This is a genomic window from Flavobacterium fragile (assembly GCF_023634865.1).
Classification (GTDB): domain Bacteria; phylum Bacteroidota; class Bacteroidia; order Flavobacteriales; family Flavobacteriaceae; genus Flavobacterium; species Flavobacterium fragile.
This window is the reverse complement of record NZ_JAMLJN010000002.1, coordinates 303987-322467: the sequence shown is the minus strand read 5'-3', so window position 1 is coordinate 322467 and position 18481 is coordinate 303987. Positions and strand designations below refer to the sequence as shown.

Sequence of the window (18481 nt, the reverse complement as noted above, 5' to 3'; positions counted from 1 at the left end):
ATGAAAGAAGAAAGAAAAAAGATTGCCATACTCGGTTGCGGTTGGCTCGGTTTACCCTTAGCCAAATCATTGCTTTCAAAAGGTTACGAAGTAAAAGGTTCTACGACTTCGGAAAGTAAGTTAGAAGTGTTGGAAAACTCAGGAATTTTACCTTTCCAAATTCAATTGGAGGAACATCAAATCATTGGAAATATGGAAGGTTTTCTGAAAGAAACCGATGTTTTGATTATTGATATTCCACCAGGGTTGAGAAGAGAAACTTCGACTTCTAACGAAATGAGATTTGTAAATAAAATAAAAACGTTGATTCCTTTTATCGAAAAATCGGGCATTCAGAAAGTTATTTTTGTGAGTTCGACTTCGGTTTATGGTGATTCAAAAAACTTCTCGACTCCGCTCGAAGTGACAGAAGAAACAAAACCCAATCCCGATACCGAAAGTGGTAAACAATTAGTTATTACTGAAACTCTTTTGCAATCGAATCCAAATTTTAAAACTACAGTAATTCGTTTTGGTGGTTTACTTGGTGATGATCGTCATCCGGTGAAATTTTTAGCAGGAAGAACGAATGTTGAAAATCCGGATGCTCCCGTAAATATGATTGAAAGAGAAGATTGTATTGGAGTTATTGAAAAGATACTAAAACAAGTTCAGCATGACAATTGGGAATGGAATCAAACCTTTAACGCTGTGGCACCTCAACATCCAACTCGTAAAGCATATTATCACAAAAAAGCGGAAATATTCAATTTGCCATTTCCTACCTTTGCGGAAAATTCGGAATCGAAAGGCAAAATGATTTCTAGTAAAAAAGTAGAAACGATTTTGGACTATTCGTTCCAAAAAGAAATTTAGTAATGGCTTATTTTAGCGTATTTCACAATTACATCAAGCAAAAGAAAAATGCGATTGGCTTGCCGATTTTAGCATTAATTTGGATTAGTTTTTTCTGGGGAACCACTTGGATTGCTTCCAAAGAAGGTGTAAAACACATGCCTCCGATGCAATTGGTAGCACTGCGTCAACTTTTTGGAGGCTTATTGTATTTGCTCTATTTCTTAATCAAAAAACATCCTTGGCCAAACAAACGTCAATGGCGTACTATTTTAGTTTTGAGTGTTTTGAATTTCATGTTAAGTAATGGTTTGAGTACTTGGGGCGTGAAATACATTTCGAGTGGTTTGGGTGCGATTATTGGTTCGATATTTCCACTTTGGATTGTCATCATCAGTTTGTTTCGCGGACAAAAAACATCTTGGAAAGCGGTTGTTGGTTTGATTGTAGCTTTTGGCGGAATTTGCGTAATTTTTTACGATTACCTCAACGATTTCTTACAACCTGAATTCCGTTTTGGAATTTTACTTTCGGTAATTGCTACGTTTACTTGGGCATTGTCTTCGATTTATATCAAGGAAAACAAAACGAATTTCAATCCGTATTTTAGTTTGGGATTGCAAATGTTGATTTCGAGCGTTGTGATTTCGAGCGTGATTGGATTTAATGGTACTTCTGTTCCGTTGAGCGAAATTCCTGCGATTTCTTGGTGGTCGATTGGCTATTTGGTGGTTTTTGGTTCGGTTTTGACGTTTATTGCGTTTATTTATGCTTTAGAAAATTTACCGACTGAAATCAGTAGTTTGTATGCCTACATCAATCCGATGGTGGCTTTGTTTTTTGGATATTTATTGTTTGATGAACCTTTAACAACGGCGATTATCATTGGAGGAACGATAACCATTATTGGACTTTATTTAGTGAATCGAGCGATTAAGAAGAAATAATTTTTAGTTACAGATTAAATTTTCACAGATTATAATCTTTTAATCCTTGGCGATAATCTTTACTATTCAACAAAAAAATCCCACCTTAAAGATGGGATTTGATTTTATTTTAAATTTGATTACCAAATTTTAACGCGTTTATCTGGCGCAACATACATTCCGTTATTTGGCTGAATATTGAACGCTTTATAAAATGCTTCCACGTTTTGCAACGGCACATAAGCACGATACATTCCTGGAGAATGTGGGTCTGTTTTTACTTGGTTTTTGATGGCTTCATCACGCATTTTACTTCTCCAAATGGTTGCCCAAGAAATAAAGAAACGTTGCTCTGGCGTAAATCCGTCTATTAAACCTGGGTTTCCGTTTGCTTTCAAATAGATTTGTAATCCGTCGTAAGCAGCGTTAACTCCACCTAAATCTCCGATGTTTTCACCTAAAGTGAATTTACCATCTACAAAAATTCCTGGTAATGGTTCTAAAGCGGAATATTGATCTGCTAAAGCACTTCCTAAAGTGGTGAATTGTTTTAAGTCGTCTTCGCTCCACCAGTTTACTAAGTTTCCATCCGCATTATATCTTGAACCTGAATCGTCAAATCCGTGTGAAATTTCGTGACCAATTACGGCTCCAATTCCACCATAATTTACCGCTTCGTCCGCTTTGTAATCGTAGAAAGGTGGTTGTAAGATCGCCGCTGGAAATACAATTTCGTTGTTCGTTGGGCTGAAATACGCATTTACCGTTTGAGGCGACATTCCCCATTCTTCTTTATCAACAGGTTTCCCCATTTTTTCGATGTTCTTCTTGTGACTCCATCTTGCGTACATTTTTGAATTATCGAAATACGTTCCGCCTTGTTCTGGAGATTTCACTTGTAATTCTGAGTAATCTTTCCATTTATCTGGATATCCAATTTTTACTCGGAATTTATTCAATTTGATTTTTGCATTTTCCTTAGTAGCTTTGGTCATCCAAGGTAAATTATCAATACGGTTGTCAAAAGCTTTCATTACGTTAGCAATCATGGCTTGTGCTTTTTCTTTCGCTTCTGGCGGGAATTTTTTAGCCACATAAAGCTTCCCTAACGCTTCACCTAATCTTCCGTTAACTGTTGCTAAAGCTCTTTCTTCCGCTGGACGTTGTTTTACGGCTCCTGTTAATGTTTTTCCGTAGAAATCAAAATTCGCATTTTCGATATCCGTTGACAATAAACCTGCCGAACCTCTTAAAGCGGTCCAACGCATGTAGGCTTTCCAATCTTCAACTTGGTTATCTTTTAAAATGGTTTCAACCGTTTGTAAATATTTTGGTTGCGAAACTACTAAAGAATCTACTTTTCCAATTCCAACACTTTGGAAATACGTATCCCATTTTACCGTTGGCGCTAATTTTTGTAAATCAGCAAAACTCATTGGATTATAGGTTTTTCTTCTATCTCTACGTTCTACTCTATCTAAAGTAGCAGTCGACATTTTAGTTTCTAAAGCTAAAATTTTCTTTGCATTCGCATTTGCAGTAGCTTCAGATTCTCCGATGAATTGTAACATTCTGGTTACGTGAGCCACGTATTTTTCACGTTTTTCTTTGTTGTCGGGCGCATCGGAAACATAGTAATCTCTATCTGGTAAACCTAGACTTCCTGTACCTACATAAATTACGTTTTTGTTACTGTTTTTGGCATCGGCTCCGATGTAACTTCCGAAAAAACCTAATCCCATTTCTGGCTCCATTTCGGCTAACAAAGCTACTAATTGATCTGCATTTTGAACTGCGTTAATTTTTGCTAAATATGGTTTTAAAGGTTCGATTCCTTGTTTGTTTCTCGTTACCGTATCTAAAACCGATTTGTACAAATTAATGGCTTTCGCTTGATCAGAATTAGGATCGATAGTTTTATCGTTAATCGCTTCTTTCAAAATTGCCATAACATCGTCATCGGTGTTTTTACGAAGTTCATCAAAACTTCCCCAACGGGTTCTGTCGGCTGGGATTTCGGTTTTATCTAACCATGTTCCGTTTACATAACGATTAAAATCATCTGCTGGATTTACGGATTTATCCATATATCCTAAATTAATCCCTGAAGAGGTTTTAACCTCTTTTTTTTCTGTAACGCTTTGTGTTGAATTACAGCTTTGCAAAATTGCTATGGCTGCACAAAAAGCAACTCCTTTTTTAAAATTTGTTTTTATTTCCATATCCAATTTATTTATTTCTACAAATATAAATTTTATTCTATTGAATATGGTTTTAATTTACAATTTTCACGAATTTGGATTATTTTTGTAAAAAAAAATATGCTTAATTTTCTTGCTCCATATAAAAAGTTTTTCATCATTTTTGGAATACTTTCGCTAATCATTTATTTGGGAATATACAGTTTGTTAGTTCCCAAAAAAACCTTACCCATTTATTCTCCGAGAGATATCAATCCGGAGTTAGTTGATTCTACTGTGCAACACATTGGAAACAATCATAAAATTTCTGATTTTGCATTTACCAATCAAAATGGTAAAACAATTACACAAAAAGATTACGAAAACACCATTTATGTAGCCGATTTCTTTTTCACTACTTGCCCAACTATTTGTCCAAAAATGACGGATAACATGGTTTGGTTGCAAAATCAATTGAAAAATAACCCAGAAGTGAAACTGTTGTCTTTCTCTGTTACTCCTGATATTGACACCCCTGAAGTTTTAAAAAAATACGCCATTGAAAAAGGGGTTGATGATTCAAGATGGAATTTAGTTACTGGAAATAAAAAAGACATCTATTATTTAGCCCGAAAATCGTATTTAGCAGTAAAAACAGGCAAGCCAGAAGAATTGTACGACATGGTACATACTGAAAATTTTGTTTTAGTAGATAAAAATAAAAGAATTCGTGGTTTTTACGATGGCACCAATTTAGATCAACCTACAGGTGATGAAAAAACAAAAAATATGAAACAACTTTTGGAGGATATTTTATGGCTAAGTGAAAATCAGTAAGGTGTTAAATAAAGTTATTATTTTACTAAAACTGATAAAAATCAACTTAAGTCCAATTATAATTTTTACTTTTGTATTTTAATTCAATCTAAATAAGGAAATGGAAATTTGTTCTTCTGAACTCAAAATTGGAGAAGTAGCTACTATAGCTTCAATTAATCTTGATGAAATCCCACTTAAATTATTAGAAATGGGATGTTTACCTGGAAATTCCATTACTTTAATTCAAGTTGCTCCTTTAGGCGATCCTTTGTATTTTAACGTAAATGATTCACATGTAGCAATTCGAATAGAAACTGCTAAAGAAATCACGGTTACTAAATAATAATTCTCATGAGTAAAAATCCTATCAAAGTTGCTTTAATTGGAAACCCAAATGTGGGCAAAACATCGGTTTTTAATGAATTAACAGGATTGAATCAACAAGTGGGAAATTACCCGGGAATTACCGTTGAGAAAAAGCAAGGCGTTTGCAAATTAAATGAAACCACAAAAGCTAAAATCATCGATTTACCTGGAACTTACAGCTTAAATGCTAGTTCTATTGATGAAAATGTGGTGATTGAATTATTACTCAACAAAAATGATGAAGATTTTCCAGATGTTGCCGTTGTGGTGACCGAAGTGGAAAACTTAAAACGAAATTTACTCCTTTTTACCCAAATTAAAGATTTAGAAATTCCGACCATTTTAGTCATTAATATGGCGGATAGAATGAAATTGAAAGGAATTGAATTGGATATTCCGGTTTTAGAAAAAGAACTAAAAACGAAGATTGCTTTAATAAGTTCCCGTAAAAAAATTGGAATTGATTATTTGAAAGATTTAATTCTGAATTATAATGTTCTTTCTACCGAACCATGTTTGAATGCGTCTTCAATTGATCCAGAGTATTTCAATAACTTAAGAAGAGCGTTTCCAAATCAATTGTTGTACAAACTTTGGTTGGTAATTACGCAAGATGTGAATTTCTTGAATTTAGACCGAAACGAAATCAAAAGTTCGTTTACCAAATCGCATTCCGATTTAAAAAAACTCCAACAAAAAGAAACTATAAAGCGTTATCAGTTTATCAATGACACGCTAAAATTAGGTCAAAAAATAGACGTTTCAAAAGCAACGGATATTCGTGCAAAAATTGACCGAATTCTGACACACAAAATTTTTGGTTATGTGATTTTCTTTGGAATTTTAATGCTTATTTTCCAATTTTTATTTGATTGGAGTAGCATTCCGATGGATTTTATTGATGAAACCTTTGCTAATTTAAGTTCGCTTGCCAAACAACATCTTCCAGCAGGAGAATTTACCAATTTAATAAGTGAAGGATTGATTCCAGGAATTGGTGGAATTGTGATTTTTGTTCCTCAAATTGCCTTTTTATTCTTGTTCATATCAGTGCTGGAAGAAAGTGGCTACATGAGTCGCGTGGTGTTTTTGATGGATAAAATCATGCGGAAATTTGGTCTTTCTGGCAAAAGCGTCGTGCCTTTAATTTCAGGAACGGCTTGTGCTATTCCTGCAATTATGGGGGCGAGAAATATCGAAAATTGGAAAGAACGTTTAATTACCATTTTAGTTACGCCATTCACCACTTGTTCGGCAAGATTACCTGTTTATGCGATTCTAATTTCTTTAATTATTCCCGAAAAAAGAGTATTAGGTTTTTTAAGTTTACAAGGTTTAACCTTAATGGGATTGTATTTATTAGGATTTGGAATGGCTGTTTTTTCAGCTTATCTACTAAACAGATATTTGAAATTAAAATGCAAGTCCTATTTTGTAGTTGAAATGCCAAGCTATAAAATTCCTATGTTTAAAAATGTTGGAATTAATGTATTAGAAAAAACGAAAGCCTTTGTTTTTGGTGCTGGAAAAATCATCTTAGCATTATCGGTAATTTTGTGGTTTTTAGGCTCTCATGGCTTAAGTGACAACTTCAATAATGCTGAAAAAATTATTGCAGAACAAAACCTAAACAAAACTCTTTCTTCAGCGGAATTTGATGATTTAGTAAATTCATATAAACTAGAAAACTCTTACATTGGTTATATGGGAAAAGCAATAGAACCCATAATTCGCCCTTTAGGTTATGATTGGAAAATTGGAGTTGCTGTGGTGAGTTCGTTTGCCGCTCGTGAAGTTTTTGTTGGAACACTAGCTACAATATACAGTGTAGGAAGTCATAGTGAAGAAGAAACCACTATAAAAAACAGAATGGCAGCTGAAATTCATCCAGAAACAGGTATAAAAGTATTCAATTTTGCTACTGGAATTTCCTTATTACTATTTTATGCATTTGCGATGCAATGTATTTCTACTTTAGCTATTGTAAAAAAGGAAACCAATTCATGGAAATGGCCAATAATTCAGTTGGTTTTCATGAGCGGATTTGCTTATGTAACTTCTTTAATTGCATATCAATTATTGAAATAACTTGCTAAAAAAAATAATGAAATTCAAATTCCGAACTATTTTTACCAAATTTTAATCAATTAAAAGTTATCTCGTCAATTAAAACCTCATCATTTTCGATTTAATTATACGAATATTTAAAATTAAGACTTAAAACATTTTATTATTAATAAATCGTAAATTATCTAGAAAAAAAATTATTTGTAATTTGTCTAAATAAAGTTTAGTAATTAATTTTGCAATGTAGAATTAATCTAAATAAAAATGAAATATATAATCGCCCCAATTATCTTATTAATTTCAGGGATAGCATTTTCACAAGATAAAGAAACAAAAAACGACTCGTTAAAATCCTTAAAAGAAGTTGTTATTTCGGCTAATCAAATCATTGGAAGTAAATTTGAAGCGACTAACAAAACAGGTTCGGCTGCTTATATTTCAGCAGCAGATTTACAAAAATTCAATTATACCGATATCAACCGTGTTTTAAGAACAGTAACTGGAGTAAATGTGTATGAGGAAGACGGTTTTGGTTTAAGACCGAATATCAGCTTAAGAGGAACTTCACCAGATAGAAGTGCGAAAATCACTCTAATGGAAGATAACGTTTTAATCGCTCCTGCTCCATATTCAGCTCCTGCCGCTTATTATTTCCCATCAGTTGCTCGTATGAGTGCGGTTGAAATCTTAAAGGGAAGTAGCCAAATTCAGTACGGTCCTTTTACTACAGGTGGTACTATCAACTTTGTTTCTGCACCGATTCCTAAAAAATTTAGCGCAGGATTTTTAACCGATTACGGAAGTTTTAATACCAGCCGAACTGTTGCAAATGTTGGAATTGCAAATGAAACGGTAGGTGCTGTTGTCCAATTTTTAAACTACAATTCAGACGGATTTAAAAATTTACCAAATGGAGCCAACACAGGTTTTGACAAGAATGATGTAATGGCGAAATTTAGAGTACAATCTAAACCAACTAGTAAAATCTATAATGCTATTGAATTTAAAATGGTGTATGCAGATGAAGATGCAAATGAAACGTATTTAGGTTTAACAGAGGATGATTTCAATAATTCTCCTTTCATGCGATACGCAGGATCGGAAAAAGATAACATTACAACTAAAAATAATCAATTTTCGGTTACACATACTTTAAAAACCAGCAACTATTTTAGTGTAACCACTACGGCTTACCGAAATAAATTTTCTAGAAATTGGTATAAATTAAACGATGTACGATTTGGCGGAACAACTTATGCCATTGATGCTATTTTAGAGGACCCAGTAACAAATGAATTAGCCTTTGAATATGTTACAGGAGCACAAAACTCTCCAAATAACGCTTTGCGAGTTCGTGCAAATAACAGAGGATATTTAGCTCAAGGAGTTCAAACTAAATTAGATTTTCATTTCTTGACTGGGGAAGTTTACCATGACTTAGAAGTGGGAGTTCGTTATCACAAAGATAGCGAAGATAGATTTCAATGGAATGACAGCTATGCTATGATTAATGGTTCAATGGTATTAACAACAGCTGGAATCCCAGGAACACAAGATAATAGAATCGCTTATGCAGAAGCACTTGCAGCTCACGCCTTGTACAAAATTAAATATAACGACTTAACCGTTACACCTGGTATACGTTTTGAAACTATCGATTTGTTAAACAAAAACTACGGAACAAATGACGTAACAAGAACTGGAACAAATTTAGTTAAAAATGACAATCATGTAAAAGTTTGGTTACCTGGTGTAGGTACAAATTATAGAATCAATAATAATTTATCATTCTTTGGTGGTGTTCACAAAGGTTTTGCTCCTCCAACAAATACCCCAGGTACAAATGCTGAAAAAAGTATAAACTATGAATTAGGTTCGCGTTTTAAACACAACAATTTATCAGGAGAAGTTGTAGCTTATTTTAACAACTATTCTAATTTATTAGGAAGTGACTTAGCTGCAAGTGGAGGCTCTGGAACCTTAGACCAATTCAATGCGGGTGAAGCGCATGTAAAAGGAATTGAGTTATTATTAAACTATCCAGTTTTAAATGAAGACGGAAAATTCAAATTGCCAATTACCTTTGGATATACTTTTACTGATACCGAATTTGTAAACGAATTTGCAAGTTCAGATGGAGCTTGGGGAACCATCGTAAAAGGGGATGAAATTCCATACATTTCAAAGCACCAATTTAATGCTTCAATTGCATTAGAACACGCAAAATTTGAATTGATTTTAGGCGCAAGATTTAATGGTGAATTCAGAACAGTTGCGGGTCAAGGCTCTATCCCAAATGAATTTTCTGTCCCAAATAATACAGTTGTAGATTTTGGGTCAAAATATAAATTCAACAAAAATTTTAGCTTAACAGGAAACATCAATAACCTATTTGATACTACCTATTTGGTTTCAAGAGTGCCAGCAGGATTACGCCCAGGAATGCCTTTTAGCGCATCTATAGGAATTGCCGCTAAATTTTAAATTAATAAAAAAACAATCTCGTTTATTTTGAGATTGCTTTTTCTACTTTTGTATTATGGATGTACAACAAATATTAGTCTATCTTTCGCTTTTCATAGCTATAGGTTTTTTGGTAAAAAAATTCTTTTGGAAAAAACGCAAAAAGAAATCAAAACCTTGCAACGACGATTGTGCTTGTCATTAACCCAATGCCACATCTAAAGTCATCATTAGAATAAAACCTCCTATGAAACCTAGAGTGGCAATGTCGGTATTTTTATCTTGTTGCGTTTCGGGAATAACTTCTTCAACTACCACAAAAATCATAGCTCCTGCTGCAAATGCTAGAGCATAAGGTAAAATCGGAGTAAAAAAAGTAACAGCAACAGCTCCTAATACTCCAAATATAGGTTCCACAATAGCAGAGGATTGTCCGTACATAAAACTTTTTGCTCTGCTCATTCCCATTCTTCTTAACGGCATAGAAACGGCAATTCCTTCAGGAAAATTTTGAATACCAATTCCAATGGCTAAAGTAACCGCTCCAGCAATCGATGCTTCTGGAATTCCAGCTGCTACTCCACCAAATAAAACACCTACGGCTAAACCTTCTGGAATATTATGTAACGTAATAGCTAGAACCAAAAGCGTTGTGCGTTGCCAAGGAGATTTCATCCCTTCTGTTTCTTTGAAATTAATATGCATGTGCGGCAAGATTTTATCCAAGCCGAAAATAAATAAAGCTCCCAAAGCAAATCCAACCGCAGCCGGAATTACTTTTACAAAACCATCACCATCACTCATTTTGATAGCAGGAGCTAATAAACTCCAGAAACTGGCTGCAACCATCACACCTCCAGTAAAACCTAGCATTCCATCTAACACTACTCGATTCATATTCTTAAAAAAGAAAACAAACGAAGCGCCAAATGCCGTTAATCCCCATGTAAAAGTGGTAGCTAAAAAAGCAGCTAAAATTGGGTCAATACTCTCAAAAAAATGGATAATTGAATCAAACATACTCATTGAACATATAAATTATTTGCAATTTTATTTGAAATCGTTAATCGTTTTCCATCAATCTCAACTATTAAAGTGTCATCAAAATTTTCTTTTTCAACTACTTTTACTACCGATCCTAATGCTATTTTTTGCTTATCTAAATATTTTAAAAAATCAGTAGAAGAATCTTTCACGCCAATACAATGAAAGGAAACGTTAATCTCTACTTCCGATAAAAGTTGTTTTTCAACCTTTTGAATTACACCTTTCGCATTTGGAATGGGATCACCATGTGGGTCAGCAATTGGAAAACCTAAAAAAGCATCTAGTTTATTAACCAATTGCTCCGATTTGATATGTTCTAATTCTTCGGCAATTTCGTGCACTTCATCCCAAGAAAAACCTAATTTATCTACCAAAAAAACTTCCCATAAACGGTGTTTTCTAACAATCATTTTGGCAGAATGTAAGCCTTTATCAGTAAGTGTAACACCGTGATATTTTTGATAACTCACCAAATCTTTATCTGAAAGCTTCTTCAACATATCGGTAACTGATGACGCTTTGGTATCTAACATTCCTGCTATAGCATTCGTATTAACACCTCTAGGAGAAACCAACGACAAATGATAAATAACTTTAATATAATTTTCTTCCGAAATGGTCATAAACAATTTATTTTGACAAATATAAATAATATTTTAGGTATAACTAAATTTATTTTTAGGCAAAAACGAATAATATATTGATAAAGTTTAAGTGAATGAGCTTTTCTTTAGATTTCAAAAACATTCCGATTACTGATAAAATTTGACTAATTTTGAGGTTCTTGAATAGAAAATCATACAAGGAGAAATTTTTTAGAAATTCGATATACCATTTATTAATGCAACATTATCACTACATTTTTACGGGTTCAGGGTTATCGGCTTTGATGACGGTTAATGAAATGCTTTTATCTGGAAAATTTGAGGATAAATCCATTTTGCTAATTGATGAAAATGCTAAAAAAGTAAACGATAGAACTTGGTGCTTTTGGGATGAACATAATTTATTTGATGGAATCGTCTCAAAAAAATGGAATCAAGCGATTTTTGCGAATGAAAAATTTAATAGGGTTTTAGAATTAACACCTTATCAATACAAAAAAATCAATGGTTTAGATTTTTACAAATTAGTTTTTAAGAAGATTTCCGAACATAAAAACATTCATTTTCTAAATCAAAAAGTGGTTGATTTTTCGGAATTAGGAGATCATTGTATTGTAAAAACGGTAAGTGAAACCTTTACTTGCAACAAAATTTTCAATTCCATTTATAATCCAGAAGTTGTAACAACACAAACCAAATTCCCATTAATTCATCAACATTTTATTGGTTGGTATATCAAAAGTAAAGAAGCGGTTTTTACTCCAAATTGCGCTACTTTCATGGATTTTTCGGTGGAACAAAAAGGCAATACCCGTTTTATGTATATTTTACCGACTTCTTCAACTGAAGCGTTATTAGAATATACCTTGTTTTCAAAAAACTTACTTTTTAAAGAAGAATACGAAGCTGAAATTCAGAAGTACATTACAAATCTTGGCATAACAGAATACGAAATCATCGAAAAAGAACAAGGTAATATTCCGATGACGTGTTATCCTTTCTGGAAACACAACACGAAAAATATCATTAATATTGGTTCCGCTGGCGGATGGACAAAAGCGAGTACAGGTTATACTTTTAAAAACGCTTCCAAAAAATCAAAAGCATTAGTTCAATTTCTAAAATCAGAATCTGACTTTACAAAATTTCATAAAAAAGATAAATTTTGGTTTTATGATTTATTGCTTTTGGATATTTTAGGTTCTAAAAATGAATTAGGTTCTACAATATTTTCATCTATGTTTAAAGAAGGAAATTCAAGTGTAATTTTTAAATTTTTAGATGAAGAAACTTCATTTTTAGAAGATTTACGCGTGATTTGGAGATGCCCGAAAATGCTATTTGTGAAGGCTTTGTTGGGGAGAATTCTCTAGCTTAAAATACTTGATGATTTTAGAAATAATTGCAACCAAAAATAAAAATGTTATTAGAACCAAATCACGAAAAGCTTCTGTAATTTCAACAAGAGCATCCGTATTTCTTTGCAAATGATACAGTAATTTTTTCTTGTCTTCTAGGTCAGAAACATCCTGTGGAAATCCTGAAAAAACATGAGAAATTGTTAACGACAAAAGTAAAATTGCAATTCCATATGAATACAACACATACTGTAATGTCAATTTCAAGTTGTTGGTTTTTTGAATAATTAAATAACCAATAACAAAGACGATTAAAAATCCAATTTTAACATAAAACTCATCAGGTTCCGCTAAAAAACTCATACAATATATTTTAGAAATGTAAACATAACAAATCTTTATGAATTCCGATTCTGTAACTACCAAAAAACTTTGTAACTTTGCGACACGTTAACTTATAACAATATACATTATGTATCCAGAAGAAATGGTAAACCCAATGCGTGCTGAATTAACAGACGCAGGTTTCAAAAATTTATATACTTCAGAAGACGTAAAAAACGCTATTAAATCTGAAGGGACAACTTTAGTAGTGATTAATTCTGTTTGTGGTTGTGCTGCAAGAAATGCACGTCCAGGAGCAAAAATGAGTTTAGAGGGTGGAAAAAAACCCGCTAACTTAATTACTGTTTTTGCTGGAGTTGATAGAGAAGCAGTAGATGCAGCAAGAGCAGAAATGTTTCCTTTCCCACCGTCATCTCCAAGTATGGCGTTATTTAAAAATGGTGAATTGGTTCATATGCTAGAGCGTCATCATATTGAGGGACGTCCTGCCGAATTAATTGCTGAAAATTTAAAAGACGCTTACAACGAATTTTGCTAAGGTATTAGGCTTGCATACAATAAAAACCACCAAAAATGGTGGTTTTTTTATTTTATAGTTTACTTTTGCTGAAATAATTATTTATATGGAAAAAATTCTTTCTTACCCACTATCCATAATTTATTATTTATTATTTGGTCTCTGGTTGTTGGTTTTTCATCCTATACAATGGGTTTGTCTTAATGTGTTTGGATACAATGCACATCGATTGAGTGTGGCTTATTTAAATTGGTTTTTAGTTAGAACTGCTCATTTTTTAGGCACTACATATCACATTAAAGGAATGGAAAATGTTCCAGAAAACCAACCTTTAATTATCGTTGCAAATCATCAAAGTTTACATGATATCACCACTATTATCTGGTTTTTACGAAAAACACATCCAAAATTTATAAGTAAAATAGAATTAGGAAAAGGAATACCAAGTGTGTCTTACAACCTAAAACACGGTGGTTCGGCTCTTATCGACAGAAAAGATCCCAAGCAGGCTTTACCTGAAATTAAAAAAGTGGCCGAATTAATTAATAACAATAATTACGCAGTAGTAATATTTCCTGAAGGGACAAGAAGTAAAACTGGAACCCCTAAGCCTTTTGCAGTTAATGGCTTAAAAATGCTGTACAAATTTGCACCCGATGCTTATTTTCTTCCTGTAACGATTAATAATTCATGGAAAATCACAAAATTTGGAACTTTCCCTTTAGGCTTAGGAACAAGTTTAGAATTAATCGTACATAAACCTTTAAAAATATCAGATCATTCTTTTGAAGATATTTTAGAAAACACTGAAACAATAATAAAAAAATATATCAAAAATTAACCTCCTATGTCAATACAAAATGTACGCTTAGAAGTGATGCAATTTTTAGAAAAGAAAATTGATCACTTCATGGAAGAATTCCTAATCCCTGTTGAAAAAATTTGGCAACCAACCGATTTATTACCAAATTCTCAAAATGAAACTTTTTTTGAAGAAGTTAAAGAATTAAGAGAAATTGCTAAAGAACTACCTTACGATTTTTGGGTAACAATGGTAGGTGACACCATCACTGAAGAAGCATTACCAACATACGAATCTTGGTTAATGGAAGTTGAAGGGGTAAACCAAGAAGGAGAAGGAAATGGCTGGAGCAAATGGATTCGTCAATGGACAGGTGAAGAAAATCGTCATGGAGACTTGTTAAACAAATACTTATATCTTTCTGGAAGAGTAAATATGCGTGAAGTAGAAATTACTACGCAACATTTAATCAACGACGGTTTTGATATTGGAACTAGTAATGATCCTTACAAAAATTTTGTTTATACTAGTTTTCAAGAGTTGGCTACTTATGTTTCTCACAACCGAGTAGCTTTAATTGCTAAAAAATATGGAGATAAAAAGTTACATAAAATTTGTAATATGATTGCCGGAGATGAAATGCGCCATCACTTAGCATATAGTGAATTTGTTAACCAAATTTTTAAAGTGGATCCTAGCGAAATGATGTTGGCTTTTCAACATATGATGAAACATAAAATTGTAATGCCTGCTCATTTTTTAAGAGAATCAGGACAAAAAATAAGCACTGCATTCGAACAGTTTTCAGATTCAGCGCAACGAATTGGTGTTTACACGGCTGCTGACTATGTTGATATTATGCAAAAACTTATTGATAAATGGGAAATCGATAAAGTTTCTGGATTAACAGATGAAGCTGAAAAGGCGAGAGATTATCTGATAAAATTACCGGCTAGAATGATAAAAATTTCTGAGCGATTAGTAATTCCTGAAACGGGTCATGTATTTAAATGGGTTGAACCAGCTTTAGCAAGATAGAAATTGTAAAAATTGAAAAATTCCAATTTAAGTTTTAAATTGGAATTTTTTATGAAATATTATATGAAAATAATACACGATACGATACGTTTTGTAAAAGAAAAACTTCAAAATGCGGAAGGTGGACACGATTGGTTTCACATTGAACGCGTTTATAAAAACGCCTTGTTAATTGCAGAAGAAGAAGAATGTGATTTGACTGTAGTGAAATTAGCCGCTTTGCTTCATGATATTGCAGATTCAAAATTCCACAATGGAGATGAAACGATTGGGCCCCAAATTGCACGAGAATTTTTAGAATCTCAAAAGGTTTCAGAAGTGATTATTTCACATGTAATTGCGATTATCGAAAACATTTCGTTTAAAGGTGGAAATTTTGAAAAGAATTTTCATTCTAAAGAATTAGAAATCGTGCAAGATGCTGACCGATTAGATGCTATTGGTGCTATAGGAATAGCGCGTACTTTTAATTATGGCGGCTTTAAAAATCGTCCGTTATACGACCCAAATATTCAACCTAATTTGAATATGAATAAAGATGAATATAAGAATAGTGAAGCCCCTACTTTAAACCACTTCTACGAAAAACTCTTACTTTTAAAAGACAAAATGAATACGGAAACTGGAAAAAAAATAGCTCAAAAACGTCATGATTTCATGATAACTTTTTTGAGCCAATTTTATGCCGAATGGGATGGGGAAGTTTAGTGAGCAGCGTAGTGTTCAGTTAAAACAATACTTACTACAGCTAAGAATCTTATTTTAGTTTGTTACTTTTTCTATCAATTTTAAAATGTTAAACACATCGTATGATTGTAAAAACAGTTAATGACTTTTTATTTCGAAAACTAAAAACTATGCCTGAAAACTAAATCCTATTTCCCAGGAAACTCTGCTTTTCTTTTTTCTAAAAACGCTGTTGTCCCTTCTTTAAAATCTTCGGTTCCAAAACAAGCACCAAAGTTTTCTATTTCTACTTGGTAACCATTAACTCCATCGGTATAATTAGCATTCACCGCTTGTATTGCTTTTGCGATAGCTACACTCGAATTTTTAGTAATTTTTGAAGCAATTCCTTTAGCAAAATCTAATAATTCTGCTTGTGAAACTACGTGGTTTACTAATCCGAAGTTTTTAGCGGTTTCGGCATCAATCATGCCAGCAGTCATAATCATTTCCATGGCACGACCTTTTCCTACTAATTGCGCTAAACGCTGTGTTCCTCCATAACCCGGAATAACTCCTAACGTTACTTCAGGCAATCCCATTTTTGCATTATCTGATGCTACTCTAAAATGACATGACATCGCTAATTCTAATCCACCACCAAGAGCAAAACCATTTACAGCTGCAATTACGGGTGTGCTTAAATTTTGAACAAAATCAAACAATAATTCCTGACCTTGAGCTGCTAATTTCCCTCCTTCTTCTACAGAAAAATGGGCAAATTCTGAAATATCGGCCCCTGCTACAAAAGCTTTTTCTCCACTACCTGTTACAATAATTGCTTTCACAGATTGATCTTCATTTAACGATTTAAATCCATCGTGCAATTCTTGAATAGTTGCCTTATTTAGGGCGTTTAATTTTGTTGGTCTGTTAATCGTTACAATTGCAATAGCATCTTGTTTTTCAATAAGAATATTTTCCATTTTTGTTTGTTTTGATTATTTATTAATTGGGAATGAAACCAAAAATTCAGTTCCCACATTAGGTTCCGTTTCAAAGGTAATCGTTCCGTTGTAATTTTCGATAATATTTTTTATGATGGCCAAACCAAGTCCCATTCCACTCGATTTTGTAGTGAATTTTGGTTCGAAAACACGTTTTTGGTTTTCTGTAGAAATTCCTTTTCCATTGTCTTTAACGGCTATCTTAACCTCGTTTCCTTGTCTAAAAACCGTAACAAAAACTTGCTTGTTTTCTTGTTCTTCGGGAATGGCTTGAATAGCATTTTTAACCAAATTGGTAATCACACGAATTAGTTGTGTTCGGTCTAATTTGGCAATAATTTCGTCTTCTAATGCTGAAAATTGAATATAATCTTCGTTAAAAATTTCCAGTGCCATTTTCACTATTCGCACCACATTTAAAGTTTCATTTTGTTGTGCTGGCATCGTAGCAAAATTTGAAAAAGCACCCGCAACAGCTGTCATCGTATCAATTTGTTGTAAAATAGTTTTAGTGTAATCGTCTAATTTTTGGGTTATATTTGGATCATTTACATCAAATTTTCTTTGAAAACTTTGTACGGTTAATCGCATTGGTGTTAATGGATTTTTTATTTCGTGCGCTACTTGTTTTGCCATTTCGCGCCAAGCTTGTTCTCTTTCGCTTTGTGCTAAAATTGTGGCACTTTCTTCCAATTTATCCACCATTTTATTGTAGGAATTAATCAGAAGATTGATTTCTTTACTTCCGTCTTCAATCACAATTTTTTCATTACGTTGATTTAATTGTGTTTCCTCGATTTTATCACTGATAATCTTTAGTGATTTTGTGATATAACTCGATAAAAAGTAAGATAAAACAACTGAAATCAATAACATAAAAGCATAAACCTGGCTAAATCGAAGTAAAAAATTACTTACTTCGTTATCGTAAAACTCTGTATTCTCTTCATACGGTAAATTCAAAATAGCTAAAGGCTTAAATTTCGTATCCTTTAAATACGAATAAGACGAACGAAATGTTTGGTCATCAACAACCGAGAACTCCATGTATCTTTTATCTAATGAAGATTGAATAATTTTTAAAGTAGAAGGGTTAATTTTGGGTTTATCTTTATCTAATTTAAAAATTGCCTTTGATGAAATTAAAAGTTTCCCTTTTAAATCAAAAAAGTTGATTTCCATACTATGGATATCGGCCAATTCAAAAATTTTCTCTTTAAAAATTAAAGGAATATTTTCAGTTGTTAGCGGATATGTTGTAGTTTGAAGCACATAATTTATGTGTTCCGAAATAGCGGATTCTTTTCGCTCCAATCGGTCTTGATGGTATTCGCGAGCTTCTTTTCTAAATTGATAAATAGAAACCGCAGCAATAAGGACAGAAGCTATCAACGTTAAGAATATCATAGAAAGAAATATTCTTACTCGTAAAGAAAGGTTT

17 protein-coding genes are annotated in these 18481 nt (G+C 33.0%); 11 read left to right on the top strand and 6 right to left on the bottom strand.

Annotated elements, in window-relative coordinates:
• Together NAT47_RS03955 and NAT47_RS03950 are read left to right on the top strand one after the other, a co-directional pair.
• Positions 1–855: an SDR family oxidoreductase gene (locus tag NAT47_RS03955; protein WP_250580489.1), complete on the top strand. Its 855-nt coding sequence runs from the start codon at positions 1–3 to the stop codon at positions 853–855.
• Between the two features lie 2 nt (positions 856–857).
• Positions 858–1781 (top strand): DMT family transporter, encoded by a 924-nt coding sequence (locus tag NAT47_RS03950; protein WP_250580485.1) that lies wholly within the window; start codon positions 858–860, stop codon positions 1779–1781.
• 119 nt (positions 1782–1900) lie between these two features.
• On the opposite strand, the gene NAT47_RS03945 is transcribed toward NAT47_RS03950, so the two are convergent.
• Positions 1901–3982, bottom strand: coding sequence for a M13 family metallopeptidase (locus tag NAT47_RS03945; protein ID WP_250580484.1), 2082 nt, complete (start codon positions 3980–3982; stop codon positions 1901–1903).
• A gap of 99 nt (positions 3983–4081) precedes the next feature.
• Here NAT47_RS03945 and NAT47_RS03940 point away from each other — a divergent pair, with 99 nt between their 5' ends.
• The 4 genes from NAT47_RS03940 to NAT47_RS03925 all read left to right on the top strand — a co-directional run bounded on the left by NAT47_RS03940 (position 4082) and on the right by NAT47_RS03925 (position 9676).
• Positions 4082–4777 (top strand): SCO family protein, encoded by a 696-nt coding sequence (locus NAT47_RS03940; protein ID WP_250580483.1) that lies wholly within the window; start codon positions 4082–4084, stop codon positions 4775–4777.
• A 100-nt stretch (positions 4778–4877) separates the two neighbouring features.
• Positions 4878–5102 (top strand): FeoA family protein, encoded by a 225-nt coding sequence (locus tag NAT47_RS03935; RefSeq protein ID WP_250580481.1) that lies wholly within the window; start codon positions 4878–4880, stop codon positions 5100–5102.
• An 8-nt stretch (positions 5103–5110) separates the two neighbouring features.
• Positions 5111–7213, top strand: coding sequence for a ferrous iron transport protein B (gene feoB / locus NAT47_RS03930; protein ID WP_250580475.1), 2103 nt, complete (start codon positions 5111–5113; stop codon positions 7211–7213).
• A 243-nt stretch (positions 7214–7456) separates the two neighbouring features.
• Positions 7457–9676 (top strand): TonB-dependent receptor family protein, encoded by a 2220-nt coding sequence (locus NAT47_RS03925; RefSeq protein WP_250580474.1) that lies wholly within the window; start codon positions 7457–7459, stop codon positions 9674–9676.
• A gap of 180 nt (positions 9677–9856) precedes the next feature.
• On the opposite strand, the gene NAT47_RS03915 is transcribed toward NAT47_RS03925, so the two are convergent.
• The gene (locus NAT47_RS03915; protein ID WP_250580472.1) at positions 9857–10675 is read right to left on the bottom strand and encodes a ZIP family metal transporter; all 819 of its coding nucleotides are present in this window, start codon (positions 10673–10675) and stop codon (positions 9857–9859) included.
• A 2-nt stretch (positions 10676–10677) separates the two neighbouring features.
• On the bottom strand, positions 10678–11325 hold the full coding sequence (locus NAT47_RS03910) for a metal-dependent transcriptional regulator (RefSeq protein ID WP_250580471.1): 648 nt from the start codon (positions 11323–11325) through the stop codon (positions 10678–10680).
• A gap of 218 nt (positions 11326–11543) precedes the next feature.
• Between NAT47_RS03910 and NAT47_RS03905 the strand changes: the two genes are divergently transcribed.
• On the top strand, positions 11544–12680 hold the full coding sequence (locus NAT47_RS03905) for a lycopene cyclase family protein (RefSeq protein WP_250580735.1): 1137 nt from the start codon (positions 11544–11546) through the stop codon (positions 12678–12680).
• On the opposite strand, the gene NAT47_RS03900 is transcribed toward NAT47_RS03905, so the two are convergent.
• Positions 12645–13028, bottom strand: a complete 384-nt coding sequence (locus NAT47_RS03900) for a hypothetical protein (protein ID WP_250580469.1) — start codon at positions 13026–13028, stop codon at positions 12645–12647. The two genes, NAT47_RS03905 and NAT47_RS03900, sit on opposite strands and share 36 nt — an antisense overlap.
• Before the next feature lie 109 nt (positions 13029–13137).
• Between NAT47_RS03900 and NAT47_RS03895 the strand changes: the two genes are divergently transcribed.
• From NAT47_RS03895 to NAT47_RS03880, 4 genes are all read left to right on the top strand, one after another.
• Positions 13138–13548 carry a BrxA/BrxB family bacilliredoxin gene (locus tag NAT47_RS03895; protein ID WP_250580467.1) on the top strand — a complete coding sequence of 137 codons (411 nt, stop codon included), beginning with the start codon at positions 13138–13140 and terminating at the stop codon, positions 13546–13548.
• Positions 13549–13633: 85 nt separating this feature from the next.
• On the top strand, positions 13634–14368 hold the full coding sequence (locus tag NAT47_RS03890) for a lysophospholipid acyltransferase family protein (protein WP_250580465.1): 735 nt from the start codon (positions 13634–13636) through the stop codon (positions 14366–14368).
• Positions 14369–14374: 6 nt separating this feature from the next.
• On the top strand, positions 14375–15367 hold the full coding sequence (locus tag NAT47_RS03885) for an acyl-ACP desaturase (protein ID WP_250580464.1): 993 nt from the start codon (positions 14375–14377) through the stop codon (positions 15365–15367).
• 63 nt (positions 15368–15430) lie between these two features.
• Positions 15431–16075, top strand: coding sequence for an HD domain-containing protein (locus NAT47_RS03880; protein ID WP_250580463.1), 645 nt, complete (start codon positions 15431–15433; stop codon positions 16073–16075).
• A gap of 167 nt (positions 16076–16242) precedes the next feature.
• On the opposite strand, the gene NAT47_RS03875 is transcribed toward NAT47_RS03880, so the two are convergent.
• Both NAT47_RS03875 and NAT47_RS03870 read right to left on the bottom strand, forming a co-directional pair.
• Positions 16243–17019: an enoyl-CoA hydratase/isomerase family protein gene (locus NAT47_RS03875; RefSeq protein ID WP_250580462.1), complete on the bottom strand. Its 777-nt coding sequence runs from the start codon at positions 17017–17019 to the stop codon at positions 16243–16245.
• A gap of 15 nt (positions 17020–17034) precedes the next feature.
• Positions 17035–18447 carry a sensor histidine kinase gene (locus NAT47_RS03870; protein WP_250580460.1) on the bottom strand — a complete coding sequence of 471 codons (1413 nt, stop codon included), beginning with the start codon at positions 18445–18447 and terminating at the stop codon, positions 17035–17037.
• Positions 18448–18481 lie beyond the last annotated feature (34 nt).

Bases quoted from the DNA above. Each gene is read 5' to 3' on its own strand.
- NAT47_RS03890 (WP_250580465.1), top strand. From the start codon at position 13,634: ATGGAAAAAATTCTTTCTTACCCACTATCCATAATTTATTATTTATTA.
- feoB (WP_250580475.1), top strand. From the start codon at position 5,111: ATGAGTAAAAATCCTATCAAAGTTGCTTTAATTGGAAACCCAAATGTG.
- NAT47_RS03925 (WP_250580474.1), top strand. From the start codon at position 7,457: ATGAAATATATAATCGCCCCAATTATCTTATTAATTTCAGGGATAGCA.
- NAT47_RS03955 (WP_250580489.1), top strand. From the start codon at position 1: ATGAAAGAAGAAAGAAAAAAGATTGCCATACTCGGTTGCGGTTGGCTC.
- NAT47_RS03880 (WP_250580463.1), top strand. From the start codon at position 15,431: ATGAAAATAATACACGATACGATACGTTTTGTAAAAGAAAAACTTCAA.
- NAT47_RS03915 (WP_250580472.1), bottom strand. From the start codon at position 10,675: ATGTTTGATTCAATTATCCATTTTTTTGAGAGTATTGACCCAATTTTA.
- NAT47_RS03895 (WP_250580467.1), top strand. From the start codon at position 13,138: ATGTATCCAGAAGAAATGGTAAACCCAATGCGTGCTGAATTAACAGAC.
- NAT47_RS03905 (WP_250580735.1), top strand. From the start codon at position 11,544: ATGCAACATTATCACTACATTTTTACGGGTTCAGGGTTATCGGCTTTG.
- NAT47_RS03940 (WP_250580483.1), top strand. From the start codon at position 4,082: ATGCTTAATTTTCTTGCTCCATATAAAAAGTTTTTCATCATTTTTGGA.
- NAT47_RS03870 (WP_250580460.1), bottom strand. From the start codon at position 18,447: ATGATATTCTTAACGTTGATAGCTTCTGTCCTTATTGCTGCGGTTTCT.
- NAT47_RS03885 (WP_250580464.1), top strand. From the start codon at position 14,375: ATGTCAATACAAAATGTACGCTTAGAAGTGATGCAATTTTTAGAAAAG.
- NAT47_RS03910 (WP_250580471.1), bottom strand. From the start codon at position 11,325: ATGACCATTTCGGAAGAAAATTATATTAAAGTTATTTATCATTTGTCG.
- NAT47_RS03875 (WP_250580462.1), bottom strand. From the start codon at position 17,019: ATGGAAAATATTCTTATTGAAAAACAAGATGCTATTGCAATTGTAACG.
- NAT47_RS03950 (WP_250580485.1), top strand. From the start codon at position 858: ATGGCTTATTTTAGCGTATTTCACAATTACATCAAGCAAAAGAAAAAT.
- NAT47_RS03900 (WP_250580469.1), bottom strand. From the start codon at position 13,028: ATGAGTTTTTTAGCGGAACCTGATGAGTTTTATGTTAAAATTGGATTT.
- NAT47_RS03935 (WP_250580481.1), top strand. From the start codon at position 4,878: ATGGAAATTTGTTCTTCTGAACTCAAAATTGGAGAAGTAGCTACTATA.
- NAT47_RS03945 (WP_250580484.1), bottom strand. From the start codon at position 3,982: ATGGAAATAAAAACAAATTTTAAAAAAGGAGTTGCTTTTTGTGCAGCC.